The sequence below is a fragment of the Weeksella sp. HMSC059D05 genome, assembly GCF_001809725.1.
Lineage (GTDB): Bacteria > Bacteroidota > Bacteroidia > Flavobacteriales > Weeksellaceae > Weeksella > Weeksella virosa.
The window spans coordinates 75,357-101,327 of record NZ_KV798524.1 but is presented as its reverse complement, the minus strand read 5'-3'; the positions used below and the strand labels follow the sequence as shown (position 1 = coordinate 101,327).

Annotated in this window: 27 protein-coding genes and 2 tRNA genes; 24 read left to right on the top strand and 5 right to left on the bottom strand. The window is 35.1% G+C overall.

Features of this window, described 5'->3' with window-relative positions:
• Window positions 1–18: 18 nt before the first annotated feature.
• The 18 genes from HMPREF2660_RS03085 (at window position 19) to HMPREF2660_RS10850 (ending at window position 16,882) form a co-directional block, all read left to right on the top strand.
• Complete coding sequence (locus tag HMPREF2660_RS03085; protein ID WP_013598066.1) at window positions 19–504, top strand: inorganic diphosphatase; 486 nt, start codon at window positions 19–21, stop codon at window positions 502–504.
• A 165-nt stretch (window positions 505–669) separates the two neighbouring features.
• Window positions 670–742, top strand: a tRNA-Phe gene (locus tag HMPREF2660_RS03080).
• Between the two features lie 102 nt (window positions 743–844).
• On the top strand, window positions 845–1,186 hold the full coding sequence (locus HMPREF2660_RS03075) for a phosphomannose isomerase type II C-terminal cupin domain (RefSeq protein WP_070485593.1): 342 nt from the start codon (window positions 845–847) through the stop codon (window positions 1,184–1,186).
• A 42-nt stretch (window positions 1,187–1,228) separates the two neighbouring features.
• Window positions 1,229–1,672, top strand: a complete 444-nt coding sequence (locus tag HMPREF2660_RS03070; protein WP_070485592.1) for an adenylyltransferase/cytidyltransferase family protein — start codon at window positions 1,229–1,231, stop codon at window positions 1,670–1,672.
• A gap of 71 nt (window positions 1,673–1,743) precedes the next feature.
• Window positions 1,744–2,715, top strand: coding sequence for an SDR family oxidoreductase (locus HMPREF2660_RS03065; protein ID WP_013598063.1), 972 nt, complete (start codon window positions 1,744–1,746; stop codon window positions 2,713–2,715).
• A gap of 314 nt (window positions 2,716–3,029) precedes the next feature.
• Entirely contained in the window at window positions 3,030–4,364 is a 1,335-nt protein-coding gene (locus HMPREF2660_RS03060; protein ID WP_070485591.1) for a nucleotide sugar dehydrogenase, read from the top strand.
• Between the two features lie 14 nt (window positions 4,365–4,378).
• Window positions 4,379–5,545, top strand: a complete 1,167-nt coding sequence (locus HMPREF2660_RS03055; protein ID WP_070485590.1) for a nucleotide sugar dehydrogenase — start codon at window positions 4,379–4,381, stop codon at window positions 5,543–5,545.
• A gap of 12 nt (window positions 5,546–5,557) precedes the next feature.
• The gene (locus HMPREF2660_RS03050) at window positions 5,558–6,583 is read left to right on the top strand and encodes an NAD-dependent epimerase (protein ID WP_070485589.1); all 1,026 of its coding nucleotides are present in this window, start codon (window positions 5,558–5,560) and stop codon (window positions 6,581–6,583) included.
• Window positions 6,580–7,818 (top strand): oligosaccharide flippase family protein, encoded by a 1,239-nt coding sequence (locus tag HMPREF2660_RS03045; RefSeq protein WP_013598059.1) that lies wholly within the window; start codon window positions 6,580–6,582, stop codon window positions 7,816–7,818. The genes HMPREF2660_RS03050 and HMPREF2660_RS03045 overlap by 4 nt, the downstream gene beginning before the upstream one ends.
• 112 nt (window positions 7,819–7,930) lie before the next feature.
• The gene (locus HMPREF2660_RS03040; protein WP_070485588.1) at window positions 7,931–8,884 is read left to right on the top strand and encodes a N(5)-(carboxyethyl)ornithine synthase; all 954 of its coding nucleotides are present in this window, start codon (window positions 7,931–7,933) and stop codon (window positions 8,882–8,884) included.
• A 5-nt stretch (window positions 8,885–8,889) separates the two neighbouring features.
• Window positions 8,890–10,020, top strand: a complete 1,131-nt coding sequence (locus tag HMPREF2660_RS03035; protein WP_070485587.1) for an ATP-grasp domain-containing protein — start codon at window positions 8,890–8,892, stop codon at window positions 10,018–10,020.
• A 93-nt stretch (window positions 10,021–10,113) separates the two neighbouring features.
• Window positions 10,114–11,268 carry an O-antigen ligase family protein gene (locus tag HMPREF2660_RS03030; protein WP_070485586.1) on the top strand — a complete coding sequence of 385 codons (1,155 nt, stop codon included), beginning with the start codon at window positions 10,114–10,116 and terminating at the stop codon, window positions 11,266–11,268.
• 1 nt (window position 11,269) lies between these two features.
• Entirely contained in the window at window positions 11,270–12,334 is a 1,065-nt protein-coding gene (locus tag HMPREF2660_RS03025; RefSeq protein WP_145962011.1) for a right-handed parallel beta-helix repeat-containing protein, read from the top strand.
• Between the two features lie 506 nt (window positions 12,335–12,840).
• Window positions 12,841–13,884: a glycosyltransferase gene (locus HMPREF2660_RS03020; RefSeq protein ID WP_013598054.1), complete on the top strand. Its 1,044-nt coding sequence runs from the start codon at window positions 12,841–12,843 to the stop codon at window positions 13,882–13,884.
• Window positions 13,885–14,192: 308 nt separating this feature from the next.
• The gene (locus tag HMPREF2660_RS03010) at window positions 14,193–15,344 is read left to right on the top strand and encodes a glycosyltransferase family 4 protein (RefSeq protein ID WP_070485585.1); all 1,152 of its coding nucleotides are present in this window, start codon (window positions 14,193–14,195) and stop codon (window positions 15,342–15,344) included.
• Window positions 15,344–15,949, top strand: a complete 606-nt coding sequence (locus HMPREF2660_RS03005; RefSeq protein WP_013598052.1) for a sugar transferase — start codon at window positions 15,344–15,346, stop codon at window positions 15,947–15,949. The genes HMPREF2660_RS03010 and HMPREF2660_RS03005 overlap by 1 nt, the downstream gene beginning before the upstream one ends.
• Before the next feature lie 7 nt (window positions 15,950–15,956).
• The gene (locus HMPREF2660_RS03000; RefSeq protein WP_070485771.1) at window positions 15,957–16,589 is read left to right on the top strand and encodes an acetyltransferase; all 633 of its coding nucleotides are present in this window, start codon (window positions 15,957–15,959) and stop codon (window positions 16,587–16,589) included.
• A gap of 2 nt (window positions 16,590–16,591) precedes the next feature.
• Window positions 16,592–16,882 carry a hypothetical protein gene (locus tag HMPREF2660_RS10850; protein WP_141743537.1) on the top strand — a complete coding sequence of 97 codons (291 nt, stop codon included), beginning with the start codon at window positions 16,592–16,594 and terminating at the stop codon, window positions 16,880–16,882.
• An 89-nt stretch (window positions 16,883–16,971) separates the two neighbouring features.
• Here the strand turns inward: HMPREF2660_RS10850 and HMPREF2660_RS02995 are convergent, their stop codons facing one another.
• Entirely contained in the window at window positions 16,972–17,733 is a 762-nt protein-coding gene (locus HMPREF2660_RS02995; RefSeq protein ID WP_083299049.1) for a glycerophosphodiester phosphodiesterase, read from the bottom strand.
• 291 nt (window positions 17,734–18,024) lie between these two features.
• On the opposite strand from HMPREF2660_RS02995, the gene HMPREF2660_RS02990 reads away from it, so the two are divergent.
• From HMPREF2660_RS02990 to HMPREF2660_RS02975, 4 genes are all read left to right on the top strand, one after another.
• The gene (locus HMPREF2660_RS02990) at window positions 18,025–18,561 is read left to right on the top strand and encodes a hypothetical protein (protein ID WP_141743536.1); all 537 of its coding nucleotides are present in this window, start codon (window positions 18,025–18,027) and stop codon (window positions 18,559–18,561) included.
• Between the two features lie 376 nt (window positions 18,562–18,937).
• The gene (locus HMPREF2660_RS02985; RefSeq protein WP_221403260.1) at window positions 18,938–19,648 is read left to right on the top strand and encodes a hypothetical protein; all 711 of its coding nucleotides are present in this window, start codon (window positions 18,938–18,940) and stop codon (window positions 19,646–19,648) included.
• A 1-nt stretch (window position 19,649) separates the two neighbouring features.
• A complete protein-coding gene (locus HMPREF2660_RS02980; RefSeq protein ID WP_070485582.1) occupies window positions 19,650–20,480 on the top strand; it encodes a hypothetical protein in 831 nt (276 codons plus the stop codon).
• Between the two features lie 3 nt (window positions 20,481–20,483).
• Window positions 20,484–21,326 (top strand): hypothetical protein, encoded by an 843-nt coding sequence (locus tag HMPREF2660_RS02975; RefSeq protein ID WP_070485581.1) that lies wholly within the window; start codon window positions 20,484–20,486, stop codon window positions 21,324–21,326.
• Between the two features lie 235 nt (window positions 21,327–21,561).
• Here HMPREF2660_RS02975 and HMPREF2660_RS02970 read toward each other — a convergent pair whose 3' ends face one another.
• From HMPREF2660_RS02970 to HMPREF2660_RS02955, 4 genes are read right to left on the bottom strand one after another with little or no spacing between them, the layout of a single operon-like run.
• The gene (locus tag HMPREF2660_RS02970; RefSeq protein ID WP_070485580.1) at window positions 21,562–22,230 is read right to left on the bottom strand and encodes a hypothetical protein; all 669 of its coding nucleotides are present in this window, start codon (window positions 22,228–22,230) and stop codon (window positions 21,562–21,564) included.
• A 6-nt stretch (window positions 22,231–22,236) separates the two neighbouring features.
• Window positions 22,237–23,040 carry a hypothetical protein gene (locus tag HMPREF2660_RS02965; protein WP_070485579.1) on the bottom strand — a complete coding sequence of 268 codons (804 nt, stop codon included), beginning with the start codon at window positions 23,038–23,040 and terminating at the stop codon, window positions 22,237–22,239.
• Entirely contained in the window at window positions 23,025–23,702 is a 678-nt protein-coding gene (locus HMPREF2660_RS02960; protein WP_070485578.1) for a hypothetical protein, read from the bottom strand. The genes HMPREF2660_RS02965 and HMPREF2660_RS02960 overlap by 16 nt, the downstream gene beginning before the upstream one ends.
• Window positions 23,703–23,752: 50 nt before the next feature.
• Window positions 23,753–24,436, bottom strand: a complete 684-nt coding sequence (locus HMPREF2660_RS02955; protein ID WP_070485577.1) for a hypothetical protein — start codon at window positions 24,434–24,436, stop codon at window positions 23,753–23,755.
• A gap of 222 nt (window positions 24,437–24,658) precedes the next feature.
• Between HMPREF2660_RS02955 and HMPREF2660_RS02950 the strand changes: the two genes are divergently transcribed.
• Window positions 24,659–25,810 (top strand): LOG family protein, encoded by a 1,152-nt coding sequence (locus tag HMPREF2660_RS02950; RefSeq protein WP_070485576.1) that lies wholly within the window; start codon window positions 24,659–24,661, stop codon window positions 25,808–25,810.
• 44 nt (window positions 25,811–25,854) lie between these two features.
• Window positions 25,855–25,927: transfer RNA gene (locus tag HMPREF2660_RS02945), tRNA-Met, on the top strand.
• Window positions 25,928–25,971: the final 44 nt, after the last annotated feature.

Below are 25,971 nucleotides of genomic sequence, written 5' to 3'. Positions count from 1 at the left end.
TAAAAAAACATAGTTTAAATGACATTTGACGCAATCATCGAAATCCCACGCGGATCTCGCAACAAATACGAAATGGACCACGAAACAGGAATGATTCGTTTCGATCGTGTATTGTATTCACCAATGTTTTATCCAGCAGATTACGGTTTTGTACCCGATACTCTAGGTCTAGACGGTGATCCTTTGGATGTTTTGGTATTCTTAACCGAACCTACATTCCCAGGATGTCTTATCGAAGTGAAGCCAATTGGCGTATTGAACATGTCGGATGACAAAGGTCGCGACGAAAAAATTATTTGTGTGCCAGTAGCAGACCCAACATGGAATCAGTTAGAGAACATCGAGGATATGAATTCGCATACGCTGAAAGCAGTAGAGCATTTCTTCAAAACTTACAAAGATTTAGAAAACAAAACTTGTGTCGTAGAAGGTTACGGTGATAAAGAGCAAGCTTTGCAAATCATTCAAGAAGCATTCGACCGTTTCGTTCCGTCACAAGCCTAAGGTAAACATATACTAAGTATCAGAAACCTTTTTGCCATTTTTTTGGTAGGAAGGTTTTTTTATAAAATTGATTTCGAATAAGATAATTCCTAAACTTCTGAAAAAACAAAAATATATTTGGATAAATGAAAAATGAATCCTTATATTTGCAGTCCCAGATGAGTTGGTGCCTTAGCTCAGTTGGTAGAGCAAAGGACTGAAAATCCTTGTGTCCCTGGTTCGATTCCTGGAGGCACCACAAAAAAGCCTTTTTTTTAAAAGGCTTTTTTTATTCTTCAAATTATCTTAACTTTTCGTGTCCTAGTTTTTGTATATTTGTAGCCTAAATTCTTAGTCACTGATGGAGATTGGACAACGACCATGGGGCTCATATTATGTTTTAGAGGCCACTGAAACCCATAAAGTAAAACGAATAGAGGTGAATGTAGGTGCGCGTTTATCGTACCAATATCATCGTTATCGAGCAGAGGTTTGGACCATTATCCAAGGTGAAGCAAAAGTAACATTAGACGATGTAGAAACACTTTATCATCCTGGTCAAGTAGTAGAAATCCCTTTGAATGCAAAACATCGTATAGAAAACATAGGAAAAACCCCTTTAATTTTTATCGAAGTACAGTTTGGCGAATCTTTTGATGAAGATGATATCGTGAGAATAGAAGATGACTATTCTAGAATATAACAATAATTACAACCTAGACTTTATTATTAAGAAACATCGATTATGGAAAACAAAAAAGTAGGAATTACGTTCAGTGCTTTTGATTTACTGCATGCTGGACATGTGAAAATGCTAGAAGATGCAAAAGCCCAATGCGATTATTTGATTGTTGGCTTACAAACCGACCCAACCATTGACCGTCCAGAAAAGAACCGTCCAACTCAAACCGTGGTTGAACGTTATATACAACTCAAAGCTTGTAAATATATTGATGAGATTGTTCCTTATGCAACCGAACAAGACTTAGAAGACATCTTACGATCGTTCAAAATCGATGTTCGTATTTTGGGAGAAGAATATAAAGACAAGAATTTCACTGGACGAGAGTATTGTGAAGAGAAAGGAATCGAGTTGTATTACAATAGCAGAGATCACCGTTTCTCGAGTACCTCATTACGAAAAGTTGTTTTTGAAAAAGAAAATTTAAAATTGAAGAAAATTCAATAAATAAAGAGTTTTCAATCAAATAGTATAAAAGAGCGAATACTCTTTTAACTTGTATAGAATAAAATCAATTCATGGAAAAGATTCTTATCACCGGAGGAGCTGGATTTATCGGCTCTAACCTCACTGAATATTTTTTAGCCAAAGGCTACCAAGTAAGATGTTTAGATAATTTTGCAACAGGGCATCGTCACAATATCGAACCTTTCTTTGCTAACTCGAATTATCAATTAATCGAGGGAGATATTCGTGATTTAGAGACTTGTAAAAAAGCAGTAGAAGGAGTGGATTATGTGTTGCATCAAGCAGCTTTAGGTTCGGTTCCTCGTTCAATCAATGATCCAATTACTTCCAACGAAGTCAATGTGTCGGGTTTCCTCAATATGTTGGTAGCAGCTCGTGATGCGAGAGTCAAACGTTTTGTGTATGCAGCATCATCGTCTACCTATGGCGACTCAGAAAGTTTACCAAAAATAGAAGATGTCATCGGGAAACCTTTGTCACCGTACGCTATAACCAAGTATGTAAATGAACTGTATGCCGATGTATTCAGTAAAACATATGGTTTATCGTGCATTGGTTTACGTTATTTCAATGTATTTGGACGACGTCAAGATCCCAACGGAGCGTATGCAGCTGTGATTCCTTTGTTTGTGAAACAATTCATGAACCACAAATCGCCTACCATCAACGGTACAGGTGATTATTCGAGAGATTTCACCTACATCGACAATGTAATCCAGATGAATGAGCTGGCAATGCTGACAACCAACTCAGAAGCTATCAACACAGTCTACAATACTGCTGTAGGAGATCGAACAACGCTAAATGACTTAGTTGCATATCTGAAAGAATATCTAAGCGAATACGACGTAGAGATTGCCAATGTAGATGTTATCCATGGCCCGAACCGAGTAGGAGATATTCCGCACTCGTTAGCATCGATAGAGAAAGCGCAGCGATTATTAGGTTATCAACCCTCGCATACGATAGGGAAAGGTCTAAAAGAAGCTGTAAAATGGTATTGGGAAAATTTGAAGGAGTAAGGAGGATGTTTAATCGTGGAGAGAGTTTAATCGTTGAGATAGTATATCAGTTAACCAATTAATCGAATCCACAGTTCTCCGATTCCACAGTTACTCGTTTAACCGTCGAGGAAGATGAATCGTGGAGAGAGTATATCAGTTAACCAATTAAACAGTTACACGATTCCCCGATTCCACAGTTACTCGTTTAACCGTTGAGGAAGATGAATCATGGAGAGAGTTTATCAGTTAACCAATTAAACAGTTACACGATTCTCCGATTCCCCAGTTCACGCGTTCACACTTAACAAAAAAATAAACACACAAATAAAATTATGAATAGCAAACATAAAATAGCAGTCATCGGATTAGGATACGTAGGATTACCATTAGCGAGATTATTCGCAACCAAATACCCTACAGTAGGTTTTGATATCAATCAAGCACGAATTGCCGAACTTAATAGCGGTACAGACTCAACACTAGAAGTTGAAGATGCTATTTTACAATCTGTACTGGTTACAGAGAATCCTTATACAACACAAACTAAGGGATTATTTTGTTCGGCAAACTTAGACGATATCAAAGATGCCAATATATACGTAGTAACCGTTCCTACACCAGTCGATAAACACAATAAACCAGATCTAACTCCTTTATACAAATCATCAGAAACAGTCGGTAAAGTTCTGAAAAAAGGAGATATCGTGATCTACGAATCAACCGTATATCCTGGTGTTACCGAAGAGGAATGTGTACCCGTTTTGGAAAAAGTATCGGGACTGAAATTCAATCAAGATTTCTTTGCAGGTTACTCTCCAGAGCGCATCAACCCAGGAGATAAAGAACATACCGTAGAAAAAATACTAAAAGTAACCTCAGGCTCTACTCCAGAGATAGGTAAAATCGTAAACGATTTATACAAATCAGTAATTACTGCAGGTACACATTTAGCACCGACCATCAAAGTAGCTGAAGCTGCCAAAGTCATCGAGAACTCTCAACGCGACATCAATATTGCGTTTGTCAATGAATTGGCAAAGATTTTTAATTTATTAGATATCGATACGCATGCCGTGCTAGAAGCAGCCGGAACCAAATGGAATTTCTTACCCTTCAAACCAGGTTTGGTAGGTGGTCATTGCATTGGTGTAGATCCGTACTATTTAGCACAAAAAGCACAAGAACACGGTTATCATCCCGAAATCATCTTAGCAGGTCGTCGTCTTAACGATTCCATGGGCGAGTATGTCGCTTCGCAAGTAGTGAAAGCCATGATCAAAAAAGGGATTAAAGTAAACGGTGCCAAAGTACTGAATTTGGGTATTACCTTTAAAGAAAACTGCCCCGATGTACGCAATACCAAAGCAGTAGATGTGATTCGAGCACTGGAAGAATATAGCATAGATGTTACAACTTACGATCCTTGGGCAAACCCAGAAGAAGTGATGCATGAGTATGAAATCAAAAGTTGTCAAAATATCAAAGAATGTTTCTCAGACACAGATCACTCCTCAAACGATTCATCCGATAAAAAACAATTCGATGCTATTATCTTGACGGTTGCCCATAGAGAGTTTTTGGATTTGGATCTGAGTCAATTCTTGAAAGAAGTTGGCGTAGTTTATGATGTAAAAGGAATCTTGGAACAAGCAGATAGTAGATTATAAACTGAAAAAAAGTAATGAAAATAACCGTTGTAGGAACAGGCTATGTTGGTTTGTCGAATGCCATTTTATTGGCGCAAAACAACGAAGTGGTTGCTCTTGATATAGTTCCCGAAAAAATAGAGCTTTTAAATCAAAAAAAATCACCAATTGAAGACAAAGAGATTGTTGACTTTTTGGCGAATAAAGAATTGAATTTTAGGGCAACTTTGGATGCAAAAGAAGCATACGAAGGAGCAACGTATGTGGTAGTTGCAACCCCGACAGATTACGACGAAAAAACAAATTACTTCAACACATCGAGTGTAGAGACTGTATTGCAAGAAGTAAATGATTATTGTCCAGAAGCTGTTGTAATTATCAAGTCAACCGTTCCTGTAGGTTTCGTAGAAGATATCAAAAATAGATTTGGGTATGAGAATGTGATTTTCTCTCCCGAGTTTCTGAGAGAGGGTAAAGCGTTGTACGACAATCTTTATCCTTCTAGAATTATTATAGGAGAAGTAAGCGAGCGAGCAGAAGTATTCGCTAACTTATTAAAAGAAGGAGCTATAAAAAAAGATATTCCTATCTTATTTACACATTCGACCGAAGCAGAGGCAATCAAACTTTTTTCGAATACCTATTTGGCTCTGCGTGTTGCGTATTTCAATGAGTTGGATACTTATGCACAAACCTATAATTTAGATAGTAAACAAATAATACAAGGTGTAGGATTAGACCCAAGAATCGGGTTGCACTACAATAATCCATCTTTTGGGTACGGCGGTTATTGTTTACCTAAAGATACCAAACAGTTATTAGCCAATTACGATGCGGTTCCGAACAACATCATTCAAGCTATTGTAGATGCCAACAGAACGCGCAAGGATTTTATTGCCGAGTCTGTTTTAGCAAAAAAACCAAACATTGTTGGGGTTTACCGCCTAATCATGAAATCGGGTTCAGATAATTTTAGAGCTTCGGCAATACAAGGCGTCATGAAACGCATCAAAGCAAAAGGTATAGAAGTCGTTGTTTATGAACCCGCCATGCAAGAAGAAACTTTTTTTGGATCAAGGGTAACCAAAGACCTCAATGCCTTTAAACAAGAATGCGATGTAATTATCTCGAACCGCATGGCAGAAGAATTACACGATGTGAAAGAGAAAGTCTATACAAGAGATTTATTTGGTAATGATTAGAGCTTATCAGAAATGCAAAAAGTTTTAGTTACAGGTGTCGCAGGTTTTATTGGCTATTTTACCGTAAAAAAATTAATGGAGCTAGGGTATGAAGTAGTGGGTTTAGACAATATAAACGATTATTACGACATAAATCTAAAATACGCACGATTAAAAGACTTAGGCTTCCGTAGAGAGGATGCTGAAGTTTGGACGAAAGAAACGCAATCTACCACGTACAAAAATCTTTCTTTTATTCGCTTAAATCTAGAGGATCGAGAAAAGCTCCCAACGTTATTCGAGAAACATCAGTTTGATGCCGTTATTCATTTAGCGGCACAGGCAGGGGTTCGATATAGTTTAGAGAATCCTATGGCCTATGTAGATAGTAATTTAGTAGGCTATGTAAATTTATTAGAATGTTGTCGTCATGCCAAGGTAAAACACCTGGTATATGCGTCTAGTTCTTCGGTCTATGGCGAAAACCCAAAAACACCTTTCGAGGAAGAGGATCGCGTAGATTATCCTGTAAGCTTGTATGCAGCTACCAAAAAAGCAAACGAATTACTAGCACACACCTACAGTCATCTGTACCAATTGCCAACAACAGGACTTCGTTTTTTTACAGTGTACGGACCGTACGGACGACCAGATATGGCACCCATGTTGTTTGTTACAGCGATAACCGAAAATCGACCAATCAAAGTTTTTAATAACGGCGATATGAGTAGAGATTTTACGTTTATCGATGATATAGTGAATGGGATTATCATCTCCTTAAAAAATCCACCAGCCAAAGATCAAGAGCATCCATATTATCAGCTTTTCAACATCGGGAATGGATCGCCAGTATCCTTAATGCAGTTCATCGAAACATTAGAAAAAGAATTGGGTAAAGTAGCAGATAAAAATATGATGCCGATGCAAGCAGGAGATGTACCAAGAACATGGGCAGAAACTACAAAACTGAATCAACTAGGGTATGATAGTACAATCAGTATCGCAGAAGGAGTGAAAGAATTTGTAAAGTGGTTCAAAGCATATAACAAACTCTCGTGAAAAACAAAATCAAACAACTTCTGAAAAATAAAGATGCAAAATCACTTATAGAGAATTTTTTCTCTTTAGGCGCTTTGCAGGTGATTAATCTAATCCTTCCGTTGGTTGTGTTACCCTACATGATAAAAACGGTAGGGTTTGATAAGTATGGAGTAGTGGTTTTAGCCGCCTCATTAATTGCATATTTTTCTTCGGTAACCGATTATAGCTTCACCATTACGGCAACCAGAGATGTGGCAGTTTTCAGGGATAGCCCCCAAAAAATCAATATCATATACAGTAAAGTATTGATCGTAAAATCAATCTTACTACTTTTCTCATGGCTCATAATCGGGATCATTGTTTTCGCCTATCTTCCTTTTTATGAAGAAAAGACAGTGTTTTTTTGTTCAGCATTGATGCTTTTTGGCTATGTGCTATTCCCAGAATGGTTTTTCCAGGGCATTGAGAAAATGAAATTTATAGCTTTCTTAAATGTAGGTATCAAGGTTTTCTTCACGGCTTGTATTTTTATATTGGTAAGAACACCAGAAGATTATTGGAAATATGCATTGCTCAATAGTATAGGATACATTGGCGCTGGACTGATTGGGCAGTATTTGTTAATAAAAAAATACAAGCTAAAATTCATTTGGCTCAAAAATAAATATATACGTCAGACGTTCAAAAGCAACTTCCCTGTTTTTATCAATCGGTTTGTACCTAATCTGTACAACAATACAAGTACATTTTTATTAGGGGTTTTAGCCAATACAAGTTCGGTCGGATTGTACGATGCAATAAAAAAAATCATCGATTTAGGAGTAATGGTCATAAGTGTCATTTCTCGTGTGTTTTTCCCATATCTAAATAGGAACAAAGCTGGATTTGCACAATATATGAAAGGAATGATTATAGTAGGAGCAATTCTGGCAGTTTCGCCAATAATATTTTATAAAATTGTTTTTTGGTATCTTAACATTCAAGATGCTGATGCTTTTTGGGTATTACTTGTTCTTTCAATAGGCTTATTCTTTATTACTTTGTACGATGTGTTTGGATTGAATTATTTCATCGTAAACAGAAAAGATAAGATTGTAATGAGAAACACATTAATGGCATCTCTTGTAGGATTGGTATTGGCTTATCCACTCATATCCTATTTTGGGATTATAGGAGCTGCAATCAACTTAACATTAGCAAGAGTGATAATGGGAGGAGGTATGGCATACAATTATATTAAAAAGAAAGTTTAATCTTTTATTTAGAATAAAACCCTAGAACAATCCGTTTTTCACAATACGCAGGAAGACCTTTTTTGGGTGAATATACAGACGAAATAATAAAATATATAAAAAATATCAAATAATGAAAACAGTTGGATTTCCAATAAGTCAAAAAAATAACGAGAAAAGAAGATGTTTAATACCATCTGATATAGCTAAAATAAAGCATAAAAAACAAATTTATATCGAAACAGGTTATGGCGATGTTTTAGGATATAGTGATGAAGACTATCTACAAGCAGGAGTAAATGTTGTATCCCAAGAAGAAGTACTGAGCAAAGACATTATTTGCGATGGGAAAATAGGCGATGCAGCATATTTGCCACAATTAAAAAATCAAACTATTTACGGTTGGGTACATGCCGTGCAAAATAGAGATATTACAGATATCATGATTGACAATTCCCTAACAGCTTATGCATGGGAAGATATGTTCGAAGATGGGCGTCATACATTTTGGCGAAACAATGAAATAGCCGGTGAAGCTGCAATCATGCATGCATATACCTTGTATGGTGTATTTCCTTATGATACAAAAGTTGCGATTATCGGAAGAGGAAATATCGGAAAAGGAGCATTGAAAATTCTCACCTTTATGGGGGCAGATGTCACTGTATATGATCGAAAAACAGAAAAGCTTTTTCAGAAAGAGTTAGATCAATATGATGTAATAGTAAACTGTATTCTTTGGGACACAAAACGAACGGATCATATTATTTATAAACAAGATTTGAAACGCATGAAAAAAGGTGCTTTGATTATAGATGTGAGCTGTGACCGTAACGGAGGAATAGAAACATGTATTCCTACTACCATGGACAATCCGACGTACGAAGTCGATGGTATAGTGCATTATGCAGTAGATCATACGCCGTCTATCTTTTATAAAACAATCTCTAGAAGCTTGAGTAAAGAAGTTGCTAAAACTATAGACTTTTTAATAGAAGATAATCCTACAGAGGTATTAAAAAACGCCTTAATTGTAGAAAATGGTATAGTGAAAGATCAAAGAATTAATGATTTTCAAAAAAGATAAAAATAATGCTTAGCAGAACCCAAATAAAAGATATTGTTTTTTCGATACCGTTCCTCAAAAAATATTACATCAAAAGAAGAATTAAGACGACAAACGACTTAATTCCACTCGATCGTTTAGATGAAGAGCTCAATAAGGCCGAAGTCGTATTACTAGATAATTCGATTGATAAAAATATAAAAGTAGGTTTAGTAAAAGACGGGGACGATTACGAGGGATATGTGAAAGAACGTTCATACTATCCTAAATACGAGCGCTTCCTCAAAAACAACAACATACAATACGAATATTACGATATCTACAAGAGCGATTGGCAAGAACAAGCAAAAAACTATGATGTAGTTATTTGGCATACAAGTTCTGATGTCTCGACACAAGATATTGCCACAAATAAAATTTATGTATTAGAAAAACTTTTAGGCATCAAATGTTTACCTAACTTTCATGAGATTTGGACCTATGAAGACAAAATAAATGCACATTATCTGTATCAGCGTTATGACTTACCCGAAATACCGACCTTTGTTACGCACTCAAAAGAAGACGCTTTAGCTTATATAGAACATTGCAAATTTCCTTTAATCTCTAAGCTAGCCACGGGTTCATCTTCTTATGGAGTAGACAAGATTAATAACAAAGAAGAAGCCGAAAAAGTAATTAAACAATCGTTCTCACATAAAGGAAGGAAAACCTATTTCGCTTATCAAAATCAGAAAGATTATGTGCTATTCCAAGGGTTTATAGATGACGCAACTTTCGATCTACGGATAATGGTTGTAGGTGATAAATTGCTAGGATATTATCGATACCCAAACAAAGGAGATTTTAAAGCTTCAGGTGCTGGCAATGTAGAGAAAAAAGCTATCCCGGCAGAAGCATTAGAGCTAGCATACAAAGTAAAAGAGCTATACGACGCAACCTTCTTAGCCACCGATTTGCTCTATAGTGAGAAAGAAAAGCAATATTATATCATAGAGAGCTCGGTATTTATAGGTGTTGACACCCCAGAACAGTTGGTAATAGATGGAGTCGCGGGTTACTATAAAAGAGTCGCCGAGAATAGCTATGAATTTCATGAAGGTAAATTTTGGGTGCAAGAACTAACCCTGAAAGAGTTTTTTGATAGATCCCAATAGCATAAATTAAATATATTATAAAGCAAAGGACTTCATTAAAAGTAAGCATATAAAGGAGCTGATAAATTATTTATAGTTAAAAAAATATAAGAATTGAAACAATACTTGTTACATAGAGAGGGTTTTCTGTTGAGATTTATCGTAATTTCTGTCTTTATTATTTTCGTTTTACAGTTTCCAGGATTATCCTTATTAAGAATTCCTTTGATTTTGGCTCATCTTATATTGCTTTTTCTTTTAAACTTTAAGTTGAGGAAATTAAACGCTTTGGATTTTATTTTCACTTTACTAATCACTTATGTGGTTATTCAAAGCTTTTTATTACAAGAAATCATTAGCTTGTTGTATTTTTTGCAGGCTATCATTTCTGTTGTATTATATTTTATTTTTTATTCTTATTGTTCCGTTCTTTTAAGGCAGGGCATAGAGTTGAATTTTCAAAAATTAACCAAATACATCACCTTTTTTTTACCTTTTTTTTTAATAAGTTTTCAATCTTGGTCTCTAACAAGAAGCGCAGGTTTGCTTGGGAACCCTAATATTACTGCACATGTTTTTATAATGTTAACTCCTTTCTGCTTACTTATACCACATAAAATTCGTTATTATATACTTCTATTGAGTATTGTTTTATTGGGTTTGATAATGTTTGCCTCAAGGAGTGCGTTTATGGCTTTCATTTTAGGTATTGTAGTTTATTTTACCTCGCTTTACTTTGATAGAGTTAAGTATAAGTTTTCTCTCTATTTGTTTTTTTTAGCTTTGGTTATTTATTTGTCTTATGACGCTGTTAACATAGCTATTCAAGTTATGTCCAAATACAACTACTTATTTTCTAACGTTGATTCAAGGTTGCTGTATTTGAGTTACAATGGTCGTGATTTAATTTATGATATGGCTCTCGAACGATTGAAAGGTCATGAATTGTTTGGGCTTGGCTTTGAGGGCGCTAAGTTTGAATCTGAAATGGGACATATCTTAAGTACTCATAACGGATTTCTTGAGCTTTTTATAAGAATTGGGTATATAGGGACTATAATTTTTTCAGCTTTATTAATTTTGATGATTTATAATATTTCAAAGACAAAAAATAAATATTTTAGAGGAGCAGCCCTTATGGGGTTCGTTATTATTCTTTCATTAGCAACTAATAGCTCTACTTTTTTTGTGTTCAATTATCTTTTTTATTATATCATTATAATGCATTCATTATGTGAATATGAGAAAAAAATTCAAGTCATTTACTAATATGCGTTTTACATTACTTTTTATTATTTCAGTTTTTCCCTTTGTATTCAGTCTTGGTCAAGAAATAGACTTGGAGACTTATCTTCCTAAGAACTATAGTAAAAAAGGAGATATAGACTATACTATCCATCTTCAAAAGGGTATAAATGAGAATAAAATTATTAAGATGCCAGATTTTCCGGTCTCTATAAATTCAAAAGGTTTAAAAATACCGAGCAATAGAAAAATCATTTTCCAAGAAAATTCCAGGTTAATTCTTATTCCTTCTAATACGAGAAGCTATGATATTTTAGGTCTTAATATGGTAGAAAATATAGAAATTATTAATCCAAGAATAATAGGAGAAAGGAAAGAGAACTTTGGGAAAAATAAAAGGACAGGGGAATGGGGAATGGGAATAAGCATACGGTCTTCCAAAAACATTAAAATTCTAGGTGGAGTTTTAGAGAACTTTTGGGGTGATGGCATTTATTTAGGTAAAAACAATGAATATAAAGAAATCACGAATTCAAATATTTTAATAGAAGGAACGCATATAAAGAAAGCAAGAAGGAATGGAATTTCTGTAACTACTGCAAATAATTTAATCATAAAAGACGTAAGAATAGAAAAGGTTAGTGGGAAAAGTCCACAAGCTGCTTTAGATATTGAACCTAACGGCAGAGCTGATGTTATAAAAAAGATTTCGATTATTAATTTGGAAACTATAAACAGCGGTACTGGAATTCTTATTTCTTTACGAAAATTAATCGATCGGAAACCGCAAGAAGTTTCGGTTAATATTGAAAATCATACGGATAGAAATTCAGTTCAGGCATTTAGATTCGCTGGATTTAATAATGCATATGAGCTCAATGGGTTGAAAAGGTTGACTGGAACAATTTTAGTGAATAACAGTTTGTGGGTGAACAATAAGGGTACCTTTACATACGAGAAAGGTCTAGGATTGATGCCTACCATAATTTTTAAAGGCATTACCTATAAAAAACTAAACGAAACTTTTGATCTTAAGCCTGAAAGGTTTTATTATATAACTAAGAGGGAGCCCAATATCAGATTCGAATGAAATATATAAATGGACAAGAGTATTGCTATATTATCGGTTACGAATAGGTTAGGTAGTGCGGAGCAACTATTGTTTAAAGTTGCGAAATATTATAATCTGAAAGGGTATTTAGTCACTGTTTGCTTTTGGAACGCTGATGAGTCTGAATATTGGGAGAAAGTGGTTCTTCAGAAATAAAATTTGTTTATTTAAATTTGATTCGTTATTTAAACGAAAGAATGTTTTAATTGGGTTTTTTCTTCTCATTTAACCGTGAATTCTATTTTAGATCGATTACAATGGATAAAGGTTTTTAGGGATATTGAGATTGATTTGCAGAGAATCTATAATAGTTTTTTCTCGTTTTAAACAAAACGGAATATTGTTTTTTATTTATATGTACTTGTTTAATTATATATGGTTTGGTCTACAAAATGGAGATATTGCTTTGATTATCCAAAGTGGATTGGTCTTCCTAGTCTTCCTGTTTTATATGTTATTCACCAAAAGAATAGTAATTTATAAAAATGAATAAAGTCTTTTTTTCTATCAGTGATTCGCTGGGTGGTGCAGAGCAACTTATAATGAAGTTAGCAAAAAAACATCAAAAAAACTCGAAAGTAGTTTTCCTCTTAAAAAAAAGTAACAACACATGGGTAGAACAAGGACTCGAAGTAGTATATTGTGATGGCAACCTATGGAAGTTTATAAAAACTTGTACCAACAAGAAATACGATTTCGTGTTTTCTTCACACCTAATGATGAATGCTCTGCTGGGCTTCCTAAGAACAGTTCGACTCCTAAAAACAGATAAACTAATCTGCCGAGAATCAACAACAGTATTCGAAAGATACGCAGGGTTAAAACTATTAAAATACAAGGTAGCCTACTACATAGGATATAGAAACATCGACTTATTAATAACACAAACATCATTAATGGAGTCTATTCTACTAGAAAAAGCAACCTATCTAGAAAATCGGATGACAATAAAAACTATTCCCAATTTATTCGAATTTCCAAATCATCAAGTAAAAAAACTCGACATAGACTTCCCATATATAGTAAGCGCAGGACGCTTAATCAAAGAGAAAGGATTTGATTTGCTAATAAAATCATTCTACGATATAAAACAGTTGTACCCAAATTACAAACTAATAATTCTAGGCGAAGGCAAAGAAAGAGCCACTCTAGAAAACCTAATCGAAAATCTCAACATTACCAACGATGTCCTATTGCAAGGCTTTGTAGAGAATGTTTATCCTTATTTCAAAACTGCTCAACTCTGTGTTGTTTCATCAAGAAGAGAGGGCTTCCCTAATGTTCTACTTCAAATGATGTCACAAAACAATAAGGTTGTGTCAACACTATGTGCAGGGGATATCGATAAAATCCCCAATATTATTACAGTAGCACCCAATAGTGCTCAGGAATTAACAAAAGGTATAATCAACGCATTAGAGAAAGAAGAAGATAATAAAGAATCTTTTCGGGCGTATCTTAAAAGTAGAGACGTTGAAAGTTATTATAAAAAAATTTTCGAAGCAATACAAGAAAATAAACAATCATAACCGATAGATAATTAATATCTTTGATGGATTTTAGATGCGAATTAATTGAAGATAATAATGTTCAAAGGTTGGCTTTAGGTGTAAATAAAAATAAAAAACCAATAGAAATGCAAAACAGTATTAGCCTGTGCTCCAAGAAGCAAAACATACGAATACGAAACAATCACCAATCGAGAATTTAGCTATCTACAAGCCTTCCAATACCAAAACCTACACTATGCAACAAGAACGGATACATTTTAGGGAAGACCCTATACAGTGCAGAACATCTATCTATCAAAAAACATTTACCAACAAAAATAAAGTTAATGATGAATAAGCTGATCCGTATAACCACCGTACCCCAATCATTAAGAGGTTTATTGAAAGGGCAATTAAAATTCATGTCCGAGAACGGCTTTGAAGTGATAGGGGTATCAAGTCCGGGCGAAGCTTTAAAAGATGTGGAAAAAAATGAAGGGGTAAAAACGGTAGGTATAAACATGACACGCTCCATAACGCCGATTCAAGATCTAAAAGCCTTGATACAACTCATTCAATTGTTTCGAAAAGAAAAACCACACATTGTTCATACGCATACACCAAAAGCAGGTTTGTTAGGGATGATGGCTGCAAAAATAGCAGGAGTACCGCATCGTTTACATACGGTGGCAGGTATGCCACTAACAGTAGCAACAGGCAGCAAAAGACATTTACTCAACCAAATGGAGAAGTTAACCTATGCTTGTGCAACGAAAGTGTATCCAAATTCATTTGGCTTAGAAAAAATAATCTTAGACGAGAAGTTTACTTCTCCAACAAAACTAAAAGTAATAGGCAATGGGAGTTCGAATGGAATTGACACGAGTGAGTTTGACCCCAAAAAGGTTTCAGAAGAAACAAAAAAAGAAATAAGAAAGAACTTAGGTATTAAGGAAGAGGATTTTGTCTTTTTGTTTGTGGGCCGAGTGGTGAAAGATAAGGGTATCAATGAATTGGTACAAGCATTTATCAATCTAGAAAGAAACAACACAAATTGCCATTTAGTTATTGTGGGTAGCTACGAAAATGATTTAGATCCTGTCTTGCCCGAAACAGAAAATCAAATAAATAATCATCCAAAAATACATGCAGTAGGTTATAAATCAAATGTGATTGATTACTTTGCTATGGCAGACGTTTTGACGTTTCCAAGTTACAGAGAAGGCTTCCCCAATGTAGTGATGCAGGCGGCTGCAATGCAACTAAACTGTATTGTTTCAGACATTAATGGTTGTAACGAAATTATCACAAACAGCCAGAATGGATGGATAGTTCCTGTTAAAGATATAGAAATACTCGCCAATAGAATGCAATGGTGTGTAGATAATCCTATAGAATCGATGGCAATGGGCATGAAAAATAGAGAAATCATGATTTCGGATTATGAAAGAAGTTATGTTTGGAAAGAAATAGTAAAAGAATATAAGAAATTGAGATAATGTATAAAAATTTTATAAAACGAATTTTAGATATACTCGTTGCGCTAGTGGGGCTGTTGATTTTATCCCCAATTTTTATCATAGTAACTATTGGTTTATATTTTGCCAATCAAGGCAAACCGTTCTTTTTCCAGGAGCGTCCAGGACTGAACGAAAAGATCTTCAAGATCATCAAATTCAAAACCATGAATGATAAGACAGATGAGCAAGGAAAATTATTACCAGATGCCGATCGTTTAACGCCAATAGGAGCATTTGTGCGCAAAACCTCCTTGGATGAAATTCCGCAGCTGATTAATGTACTCAAAGGAGATATGAGCCTGATCGGACCCCGTCCTTTGCGTACGTATTATCTGCCATTGTACAATGAAGAACAAAAGCGACGTCATGAAGTACGTCCAGGGATTACAGGTTGGGCACAAGTGAATGGACGTAATGCCATTTCGTGGACGAAGAAGTTTGAGTTAGATGTCTTTTACGTGAATAATATTTCTTTCGCTCTAGATCTGAAAATCTTTTTCTTAACGATTAAAAAGGTTCTTGTGCGTGAGGGCATAGCAAAAGAAGGTGAAGTAACAACTGTACCATTTGATGGAACTAATTAAAAGTTGTATGAAAGAAAAAGCAATTATAGTTGGAGCAGGTACCTATGGCCAAGTATACTCAGAGTACTTAAAAGATGAGTATCAAATAATTGGATTTATAGACGACGATTTATGTTTACGAGATACAGAAATTAACAACATTAAGATTTTAGGTGATTTTGAATATTTATTGAAGAATATTGATAAGTCGGTAAATGTATTTATACCTATTGGAAATAATACTGTACGTTGTAATTTATTGCAAAAATTAATGCAATCTGGGTTTAATACACCCAGTTATATTCATCCAACGTGTAATATTCATAAATCTGTAAAGATTGGTAAATGTGTGTACATTCTTCCGAATTCTAATATAATGCCATTAACTCAATTAAAAGATTTTGTTCTAATTAGTATGGGGGTAAATATTGCTCATCACACTATAATTGAGGAAGGTTGTTTCTTTTCTCAAGGTAGTAATATTGGAGCAAACATACATTTTGAGAAAAATGTATTTTGTGGTATTGCTTCGACCGTGATGACAGGAGTTAAAAAAGTAGGAACAGACTCTTTTATTGGCGCTGGTGCGGTCATTATTAAAGATGTTCCCGATGGTGCTACGGTAGTAGGTAATCCAGGAAGAATCATTAAACAAAAATAACCATGAAAACCCTTTTCTTTTTTTTCACTATTTGTCTTTGGGTATCTTTTTCAGGATTTGCACCAGCCAACTTTACGCATGAAAATATAACTGATATTGCCAAAGAGCAAGTAGTTTATATTACCAAAACAGGGAAGAAGTATCATAAGGGAAGTTGCCATCACTTAAAGAAAAGCAAAATAGAAATCAACAAAAAACAGTCCAAGAAAGAGAATACACAGCTTGTGGACTGTGTAAACCCCAATCCCCAATCCCTAGTCTCTACTCCCCAATCCCCAATCCCTAGTCTCTAGTCCCCAATCAATCATACTAATAAAAAAATTCTACCCAGTTCACTACCAAGCAGAATTTTTATAAGGACAAGGTTATAGGGTAAAAGCAGTTATTGTATCAATTTCTGTAAAACTTCTGGTTGATCTGTTGTGATATAATCGATTTTTTGATTTAGCAACATTTGCATATCTTTTTCTTTATTGACTGTCCAAGCATTTACGATTAAACCAAGCTTATGAGCTTCTTCAATCCAAGTAGGATTTTTCTCGAACAAAGAGAAATGATAATCAATTCCAGTAAAACCTAATTGCTTTATTTCGGTCGGTGTTAAATCTCCTTTGAGATAAGAAACATGACTTTTTGGGTTATACTTCAACAAAAGCTCGCAAATGTTTTTGCTAAAAGAAATGTATTCTACCTGATCTTCTACCCCTAGTTTTTTTACCAATGCTAAAGTTGCTAAAACGACACGATTTTCATTTTCTTTTGTTTTATGAGGCTTTATTTCATAAATCAATTTCAGATCTGGATATTTTTTTCCTTCAGTTAAATATTGCTCAACGGTAGGGATTGTTTCTCCGTTGGGTAGCGTTAGCTTTTCGATCATACTGTACGGATTACGCTCGATATCCACACCCTGTATATCCGCATCGTGATGCACGACCAATACCCCATCGCTCGTAATATAAACATCAAACTCACTCCCGTAAGCGTTTATGGTATTCGACATTTTTAGAGCTTGAAGAGAGTTTTGTGCATTATTTGGCGTGTCCCAATAACCACGATGGGCAATTACTTTTGTCTGAGCATTGAGCATAGCTGTAAGCATAAAAAAAACTAATAAAAATACCTTATTCAATTTGTTTTGCATGATAGAGAGTATTGATTAAAAAGAAAATCTTAAACCGTTTCGTATTGGATACGGATTTCCAGAAATGCTTGGCTGGTTTTCCGACAGGCAAATATACACGTAGGCAAAACCCCAAGTGTTACGACAGTTTAATCGTTTGGTTAGAGAAAGGTTAATCAACACAGCAAGACTTAAACCTACCCAAAAAATAAAAAAACAAAACCAACAATAAGATTCCTATGCCTGTAGAAACAAAATAAAAAACAAACCAATTCGTTTTATAGTATATTTACCAAAAAGTTTCTATCCATTATGAAGAAGAATACATATTACCTACTTATCATTACAATATTAATGAGTTTTTTCGCCTGTATGTCGTACGACGAAGAAGACTATAATTTTGGGACAAAAGAAACCTTTACCTTTGATGACGTTTTGTATGTGCTCAACGACTCTTTGAATGCACAAAACCCAACGGCCGAGTTTATAAATTTAGGAACAAATGAAAATGGCTTGAAAAAAGGAAAGTTTGTTTTGACAGGCTTTTTGAAGGAAAATACCGAAGATAAAGAAAAGAAGGTTATTCTTAGCTCCATTTTTTATTTTGATACGATAAAAGGATGGACAGGTGAATACACCAAAAATGACAACAGAAAACCTTCTCATTTTTTTGATCCGCAAGAAACCTATTACGAATTAACTTCTACAGGAGAAAAAATCCTCGCCAAAGATGGTTTTTTCAGGATAAAAGATCATGGGCATAATCTTGTTACCCTACAAATCGATCTACAATACAACGATGATAAACATGCAAAAGCATTAATTTCTAGAAAATTTAAAATAGAATAAAAACAGAAGCAACATTGTTACGTAAAATAATAACGGTACCCTCAGGGTGCCGTTATTATTTTACGTAACAATGTTAAACATACGTTAATTAGTAAAGAGTTTAAGCAAGAAGTATGATGCTATCCATATTTTTGCAAATTAATAAAATTTTGTGTATTTATTATAACGGGATAATTGAGTTATTAGAGTTCATCTATATTCTAGTAGACCGTTTCTATAGGCTTATGTTTTTTCTGACGTAGGCTGAATATTTTTTGCTTCTATTACCTTATCTTATGCACAAGTAGGCATTACCAAAAAAACCGAAATTGATATCCATCAACATGCAATTCTTCAACTCGATGGAGAAGACAATGGAGAATACCGCGGACTTTTATTGCCTACGGTGAATGAATACAATGATTTACCAAAAAAATTACCATCTGATGCCGATCCAGATATGACAGGCTTGCTATTTTACGACAAAGACCTAAAAATACCATTTTTCTATACAGGAAAGAAATGGACAAACGATTCAAGAAAAACATATCCATTCGATAAAGAATCAAGATTTTACGCATCCAACAATAAAGATAATACACAAGAGGTTGTTTGTGTACTAGTTGGTTGTGGTCATCATGAAGCATTAAAATTTGATCAGGAAGATTATAACAACTTAGGGATTGAGCGTGGAACGGCCTCTATCAAGTATGGAGCTATAACTTATGACTTCCCAAATGCAAAATTCACAATAACCGAAGAAGGTTTATACGAGATCAAGACTTACATTCCCTCTCTCACAGCAGGAGTGTTAGCACTTACAGGAACGCCTAACTATCAATTGTATCACTATACCATAAACGAAAATAACGAAGAGATTGAGAATAAACTGACTACTTTCTACCCACCATCACATGAGGTGTTAGGTATTGGAGGAGGAAAAACAGGTGCCTTTTCTTCTGTTTTGGTCGACCTAAAAGAAGGAGACTATATTGTGGCAAGAATACATTCACCAAGTGTTACTGTAACCATAGGGTTGGGTTTAACGGCCCTTGGAGAAATCTATCAATATCCTAGAGAAATAATTTTCACTAAAATAACCGATTAAGATGATGAGAAATATATATACTTTTTTAATGTTACTGATGGTTGGTTTAACGCAAACCACTGTTAATGCACAAGTCGTTATTGGTGGTGATACAGATAATCCTCATCCGCACGCTCTTCTGCAAATACAGAGTGATGGACGTGGAGTTATTATGCCAAGTGTAGAGCAAAGAAATCAATTGCCAAATGTAGATCCTGTTACGGGGGATTATATAGTCAACCCAAATGATGATGGCTTAGTCATGTACTCTAAAGAAGAAAAAGATATCATGCGTTTCGATGGAGAGAAATGGGAGAGTGCAAGTAAACGCTCTTTGCGCGGAAGCAAAAACATTAGTTTGTTGAGCTCCGATAAAGAAGACGTAACCTTGGTATCGGTCTTAGGGATTACCGCTTACAAAACATTGATTTTTAATGTAGATAACGATTTACAAAATTATAAGATAAACAACCTTGGTCTTGTATTATCCGAGGAAGATGGTTCGATTACTTTTCCGAACGAAGGAATTTATAGGGTATCTGTTTCTGTAAAATCGAGTACTGGCGGTGGATTATCGGTCGGAAATTTAGCCTCTATACTCAATTTAGAAGTCTTAGTCGATGAGGATTGGCTCACCTTAGGAGCAAACGATTACCTCTTTGCAGGATTATTGGTTTCTGCACAAAAGAGAGATTCAACCAACTCGTTCAATATGGTAAAACAATTCGATGCCGGGACCAAAATTCGTTTCAGAGTAGGACTCAAAGCCGATACTGGACTTGCGGTAGGTGCGGGAGTAACCTTTGTTATGAATGATCCAGATACATTTATTTATATCGAAAAATTAGATTAAACCATGAAAAATATAATAAATATAATAAGCATGTTTGCTGTGGGAGCGCTTGCTTCTGCACAAGTGGTGATTAGCGAAAGTGATTATACCAATGACCATGCAATCCTAAGCTTAGTTAATCCATCGAGTAACGAGCACAAGGCAAAAGGCCTGATGCTACCATTAGTAGACGATATCACGCAGCTACCTTTGTACGATGCCAACGAGCACGATCTCTATACAGACGACCCGACCATGGAAGGAATGGTGATGTATGTAAAAGAAAAAGAAGCGGTTATGGTGTATGATGGCGAAAAATGGAAAACAGCTTTGGATCAGTCGAGAGTGCCCTATACACGAGCGAGTCTTGACCCGAATGCTGAGAAAAATCCGAGATTGGCCTGTGTTGTAGCAGGATGCGGGTCTGCGACAACACCTTTTGGTCTATATTCATCAGACTTTGATGTGGATGAATTAGGTATTATATCCCCTATAGGAGAAATCGACGATGAAAATGAGGAGGAATACACTTACAGCAACTTTACGATGAAAGAAAGAGGGTTTTATAGAATTTTTGTCAGTCTTGGAATGAAAACTTCTGGCTTGCACGTATCTACTCCAATTCTTTCTTATCGAGCCAAGAAAAATGATTTTATCCTCACACGCAGAGAAGTCCCGATTGCAACTGCAATTCTTATTCATGCAGGAGCAAACCGTGTAGGGACAATGGAGTTTGTAGGCTTTTTTGATGCAGGAGATACCTTAACCCTTCAGGTGACTGGCGCCGTATCTTTGCTCACTGTTGCCGATGTTTACGAGGTTATTCCAGGAGATCAAAGTTTTATTAAAATAGAAAAATTATACTAAGAAAGAGAGAACACGAACAAGGAGAATACGAATTGAAACTACTTCAATTCGTATTTTTTATAAATGAAAACAAGGAAAATGCTTGTTAAAGGAAATATTTACACGTTGTTTTTGTATCCGTTACAAAAAAAATCTATTGTGAGTAATCCCTTTTCCAATCGAAAAAATGGAATAAAAAAAGCAGGAAAATATTTTCCTGCTTTATAGTATATAAACACTTGTTTATCTTAAGAAATTAAAACTTCTCGCAAGTGATTGTATATGAGTTATGTACTGTTTGTCCTACTCTATGGTTTTCTCGCCCTAAAAAATATACCCTATAATAATTAGCTTCACCAGGGTAAGAAAGATAAACCTCTCCTGTACTATTTTTATCCAGTTGAGGGCACAATAATTGTGGCGTAGCATAGTTACTAGTTGTAAATGTTTTCCCGTTAGCTTTGTAATACTTAAGATTATAATTCCCCCATTTCCTAAATATGGTATAATAAGCAGTAACTTCCTGATTGGGGTTATCAACCAAATTCACCATAATGTCTAAGTTCTTACCTGGTGTAGTAGATGGTCTGAATGAAAACTGAAAACGTCCACATGTCAACTTTTCACTACTAATAGGTGCTGTACCTGTATAATAAATCAATTTGTTTTCTACTATTTCTTCATTGATTTGGTTCTTCAGATCTGTTAAATTAATAGCGTCTATATTACCTAGGTTATCGGTAACTAAAACTCTATTATAAGTAGTAGTATTCGAAGATTTATCACCTAATGATCTTACTTTCAGGTTACCATCCACATCGAGCATGCGTGTAGGTTCATCGGTATTAATACCTACTTGAGCATAAATGTTTGCAGAAAGCATCATGCTCATAAAAAATACAAGTTTCTTAATATTTATTTTCATTGTTTTTTAGTTTGCAGTGTTATAATATCTTTCACAGATTATGATGCGTAAACCACTATTTTGTTTGTTTTCTAAGTAGTTGGCTTGGCCACCAGTATCCTCTTTTCTATTTACCATTCTAGTAAAGTTTATTCTATAAAAATTACCGCTCAAAGGGTCTATAATATGTAATCTTAAGAGGTCATTATTTATCATATGCTTCTGAGTATAATTAATACCACTTGCGTTGGCTGGATCAGAGTAGGTTTGGGTATAGTCGAAAACCTTCTGAAAGGTATTCCAGTTTGAAGTTGTAAATGTTTTTTCTACGTTGCTATAATAATAGTCACCATCTCCGGTATTGGCACTGTGACCGCCAGTAAGATTATACCTACGTTCTAGTCTTCTAAGGCCGAACTGTAATTTCAACTCTCTGTCTGGTTGCTTTACAAGTTTCATTACAGGATGATTGTCGGTGGTGAATGCAAAAACATAATTACCACAAACCACCGTTTTATCTGGGTGTCCACCATTATCGCTATAATAGATGTTTCTAACAATTTCTACTTGCTGTTTAGGTGATTGCGTGATAGAGGATTTGTGTTGTTTATCTATATCTCCAGCTGAATTTGCAATTACGATGTTGTCGTACGTTTTGTCGTCTTTCTTATCTTGTAATGTAGTTACTCTTAAGTTACCATTTACATCAACTGTTCGCTCTGGTGTTTCTGTTTTGATTCCTACCTGAGCTTGTGTAGATAAGCTTAAGAAAAGGGTTAAAATGCTTGTTATATAATATTTCATGATGGCTAATTTTAAAATTGTTCGCATGTGTTGACAAAGTAGCTCTTTTCATTCTGTAATAAACGGTAAAATGTAACCCGATAAAATTCTCCTATATTTGGGTAGATAACATATAGCTCGTTGTATTCGCCATCTGCAATTTCTCCTTGTGATGTTGTAGTTGGTATTGATTGAAAGCGATTCCAATTAGAAGTAGTAAAGTTTTTTGTAGAAGTAGCTGAAGCTTCGTACTGAAAGCCATCTGCAGTATTGATCGCAGGATAGTTTTGCTCAAAAGTTATGTATATATTTACAGTGCTTTGGGGGCGCTCTGTTAACCGAAATTTAACATAAGTTACAGTTTCATACCATTCTCTTATAAAGGCAAATTCAAATTTTCCACAGGTGAGTGTGTTTGTATTATCAGGCCTACCATTCGTAGTATAATAAAGATTATTTTGTACTATCTTGTCGGTTTGGCCTGTTAGGTCGGGTTTTAATATTTCTTTATCTATATAATCTATATTGCCATCCTTATCAGCCGCTAAAACCTTGTCATAAGCACTTACTTCACTTTTGTTTTGTAAGTCTCTCACTCTTAGATCGCCTTCTACATGCAAATCTCTTGTAGGTTGATCGGTATTGATCCCAACCTGAGCCCAAGAAACTGAGAAAAGCATTAAGAAAGCTGTATATATTATTTTTTTCATTTTAATAATTTTTCATTGTTAATTTAGAATACAGTTCGACTTCTGTATATTCAATACAAAAAAATAGAGAAAGGAGAAGGTCTTGTTGTTACTAGAGAAGTGCATGAGCTATTACTCAATAGCTCATGGCTAAAAGTTTCCTTTAATAAATTTTGATTATATCTTCTCGATGTTTTTTTGTTCGTATAAATAGCAATAAAAAAGTCTAGTTTCTTCTTCTTATTAATAGAGAATGAATCAAACTTAGATGAACCTAAAAATATATGGTTCTCTCTTGGTGAGTCTGTAATTATAGGATGACCAATCTTCTTTTCTACAAAATTTTCTTCCTTGTGCTTTCTACTTCGTACTTTCCTAGAAAATTTAGTAGTTTTTTGGGCATCCATAAGCCACTTACTATCGTTTCTCTTTTCAGAAGGTCGAGGTTTCTCCACTATCTCTACTTCATAATGTTCTGTTAATCCCTTAGAAACCGTCCCATCTAAAATATAAATTTTAGACTTAGTCGAGTTATTAGAAGAAGCACTAGTTAGATGTAGAGAGTCTGCTACAGAATCAGAATAAGATGTGCTTACAGAAGTTTCCTTGTCTATCTGTAGTTGTATATCACCAATATTGTATACCTGAGAATACAATATAGACGAAGAAAAAAACAATGCAAGAAAAGCCAGAAGCAAGAAAAAACTACTTACTACCGAAAAGGAATAGCTTATATGAATTCTATTGCTTTTCATAGTATTTTTTTTAAAAAAAGTGTTAAGTATACAAAACTATGAATAATTAATCAATTTAATATTGCTGTATAGAATAAATGAATGTTAATTATTTTTATTGTAGAGATTTTAGAATGATTTTAAATTAATAAAACTCTTTGTCCGACAGAAAAATTTTCGAGTACTTATAATTTTTTTTGAGGAAATTATTCATATATTTTGGTTAAAGTAGTTAATCAAAACATGAAAAAGAAATGTCCTCAAACCCTAATACACAACTTACATGAGTGGCGAGTTTTGGTAGAAAATACCAACTCCCTCGCTCATACCGTGATTCAAGACGTAAATTTCTGTCAAGAAAAAGTCGATTGGACACGCTTCCACCTCAACCAAACATCTTTTTTGGGATGTACCTTCAAACGTAGAGATGCCATTTATCTCATCGAGAAAGGCGCCTTCGTTTATCCGAAATTCAAAAACATACCCTACAACCCTTACCGTAATTTTCTCTATACCTGGCAAGAGCTGATGGAGGGTTATCATCCAAACCAAGACAAAAGTCGAGATCTAAAAATCTATAAACACTTTTCGGCCACCAAGTACAACCCTAGTGTCCACGAAGCAATGGCACAGCGAATTCATGATCATAGTATAGACGATGCATTGCGTAAGCTATTAGGGTACGATGACTATGGAATGACACAGAGAAAATGTGTTGGTTTCATGGGCGGGCATGCAACCAAACGCGGATCCGTGTTCTATAACAAAACAGCTTTGGTAGCAAAACGCATTGCACAAATGGGGTATTACGTGGTCACAGGTGGCGGTCCGGGAATCATGGAAGCAGCCAATTTGGGTGCGTATATGGCGCACTACTCCGAAGAAGATTTGCACGATGCCATCGCTATCTTACAAGATCTGAAGTTTACAGAACCCAATCAGGTCGATTATTTGGCCGAGAACTATGCAGAACAATCGAAAATAGTACTCGAACGTTATCCCAATGCGTGCGAAAGTCTAGCCATCCCTACTTGGTTCTATGGCCATGAACCGAGCAATGTATTTGCAACGCATATAGCCAAATACTTTTCGAACAGTATCCGAGAAGATACCCTGCTTGCGATAAGTTTATTCGGAATTGTCTATGCACCCGGAAGTGCCGGGACTACGCAAGAGATTTTCCAAGAAGCCGCCCAAAATCATTACGGAACATTTGGCTATTACAGTCCTATGATTTTTTTGGGAGTGAAACGTTATGTAGAAGATACCACTTTGTATTCTGTATTACATCAATTAGCCAAGGGAAAAACATATAAAAAATTATTGTACTTAACCGATGATGCAGATGAAGTTGTGGAGTTTATTATTAATAACCCACCAATAAAAGTAGAATAATTTTGGTAGAATAAAAAAAAAGATGTACATTTGTAGTCCAATACCGCGAGATGGAGCAGTAGGTAGCTCGTCGGGCTCATAACCCGAAGGTCACAGGTTCGAGTCCTGTTCTCGCTACTAAGATCGCGAGGTGGAGCAGTAGGTAGCTCGTCGGGCTCATA

Bases quoted from the DNA above. Each gene is read 5' to 3' on its own strand.
- HMPREF2660_RS03085 (WP_013598066.1), top strand. From the start codon at position 19: ATGACATTTGACGCAATCATCGAAATCCCACGCGGATCTCGCAACAAA.
- HMPREF2660_RS03075 (WP_070485593.1), top strand. From the start codon at position 845: ATGGAGATTGGACAACGACCATGGGGCTCATATTATGTTTTAGAGGCC.
- HMPREF2660_RS03070 (WP_070485592.1), top strand. From the start codon at position 1,229: ATGGAAAACAAAAAAGTAGGAATTACGTTCAGTGCTTTTGATTTACTG.
- HMPREF2660_RS03065 (WP_013598063.1), top strand. From the start codon at position 1,744: ATGGAAAAGATTCTTATCACCGGAGGAGCTGGATTTATCGGCTCTAAC.
- HMPREF2660_RS03060 (WP_070485591.1), top strand. From the start codon at position 3,030: ATGAATAGCAAACATAAAATAGCAGTCATCGGATTAGGATACGTAGGA.
- HMPREF2660_RS03055 (WP_070485590.1), top strand. From the start codon at position 4,379: ATGAAAATAACCGTTGTAGGAACAGGCTATGTTGGTTTGTCGAATGCC.
- HMPREF2660_RS03050 (WP_070485589.1), top strand. From the start codon at position 5,558: ATGCAAAAAGTTTTAGTTACAGGTGTCGCAGGTTTTATTGGCTATTTT.
- HMPREF2660_RS03040 (WP_070485588.1), top strand. From the start codon at position 7,931: ATGAAAACAGTTGGATTTCCAATAAGTCAAAAAAATAACGAGAAAAGA.
- HMPREF2660_RS03035 (WP_070485587.1), top strand. From the start codon at position 8,890: ATGCTTAGCAGAACCCAAATAAAAGATATTGTTTTTTCGATACCGTTC.
- HMPREF2660_RS03025 (WP_145962011.1), top strand. From the start codon at position 11,270: ATGCGTTTTACATTACTTTTTATTATTTCAGTTTTTCCCTTTGTATTC.
- HMPREF2660_RS03020 (WP_013598054.1), top strand. From the start codon at position 12,841: ATGAATAAAGTCTTTTTTTCTATCAGTGATTCGCTGGGTGGTGCAGAG.
- HMPREF2660_RS03010 (WP_070485585.1), top strand. From the start codon at position 14,193: ATGATGAATAAGCTGATCCGTATAACCACCGTACCCCAATCATTAAGA.
- HMPREF2660_RS03005 (WP_013598052.1), top strand. From the start codon at position 15,344: ATGTATAAAAATTTTATAAAACGAATTTTAGATATACTCGTTGCGCTA.
- HMPREF2660_RS03000 (WP_070485771.1), top strand. From the start codon at position 15,957: ATGAAAGAAAAAGCAATTATAGTTGGAGCAGGTACCTATGGCCAAGTA.
- HMPREF2660_RS10850 (WP_141743537.1), top strand. From the start codon at position 16,592: ATGAAAACCCTTTTCTTTTTTTTCACTATTTGTCTTTGGGTATCTTTT.
- HMPREF2660_RS02995 (WP_083299049.1), bottom strand. From the start codon at position 17,733: ATGCAAAACAAATTGAATAAGGTATTTTTATTAGTTTTTTTTATGCTT.
- HMPREF2660_RS02990 (WP_141743536.1), top strand. From the start codon at position 18,025: ATGAAGAAGAATACATATTACCTACTTATCATTACAATATTAATGAGT.
- HMPREF2660_RS02980 (WP_070485582.1), top strand. From the start codon at position 19,650: ATGATGAGAAATATATATACTTTTTTAATGTTACTGATGGTTGGTTTA.
- HMPREF2660_RS02975 (WP_070485581.1), top strand. From the start codon at position 20,484: ATGAAAAATATAATAAATATAATAAGCATGTTTGCTGTGGGAGCGCTT.
- HMPREF2660_RS02970 (WP_070485580.1), bottom strand. From the start codon at position 22,230: ATGAAAATAAATATTAAGAAACTTGTATTTTTTATGAGCATGATGCTT.
- HMPREF2660_RS02965 (WP_070485579.1), bottom strand. From the start codon at position 23,040: ATGCGAACAATTTTAAAATTAGCCATCATGAAATATTATATAACAAGC.
- HMPREF2660_RS02960 (WP_070485578.1), bottom strand. From the start codon at position 23,702: ATGAAAAAAATAATATATACAGCTTTCTTAATGCTTTTCTCAGTTTCT.
- HMPREF2660_RS02955 (WP_070485577.1), bottom strand. From the start codon at position 24,436: ATGAAAAGCAATAGAATTCATATAAGCTATTCCTTTTCGGTAGTAAGT.
- HMPREF2660_RS02950 (WP_070485576.1), top strand. From the start codon at position 24,659: ATGAAAAAGAAATGTCCTCAAACCCTAATACACAACTTACATGAGTGG.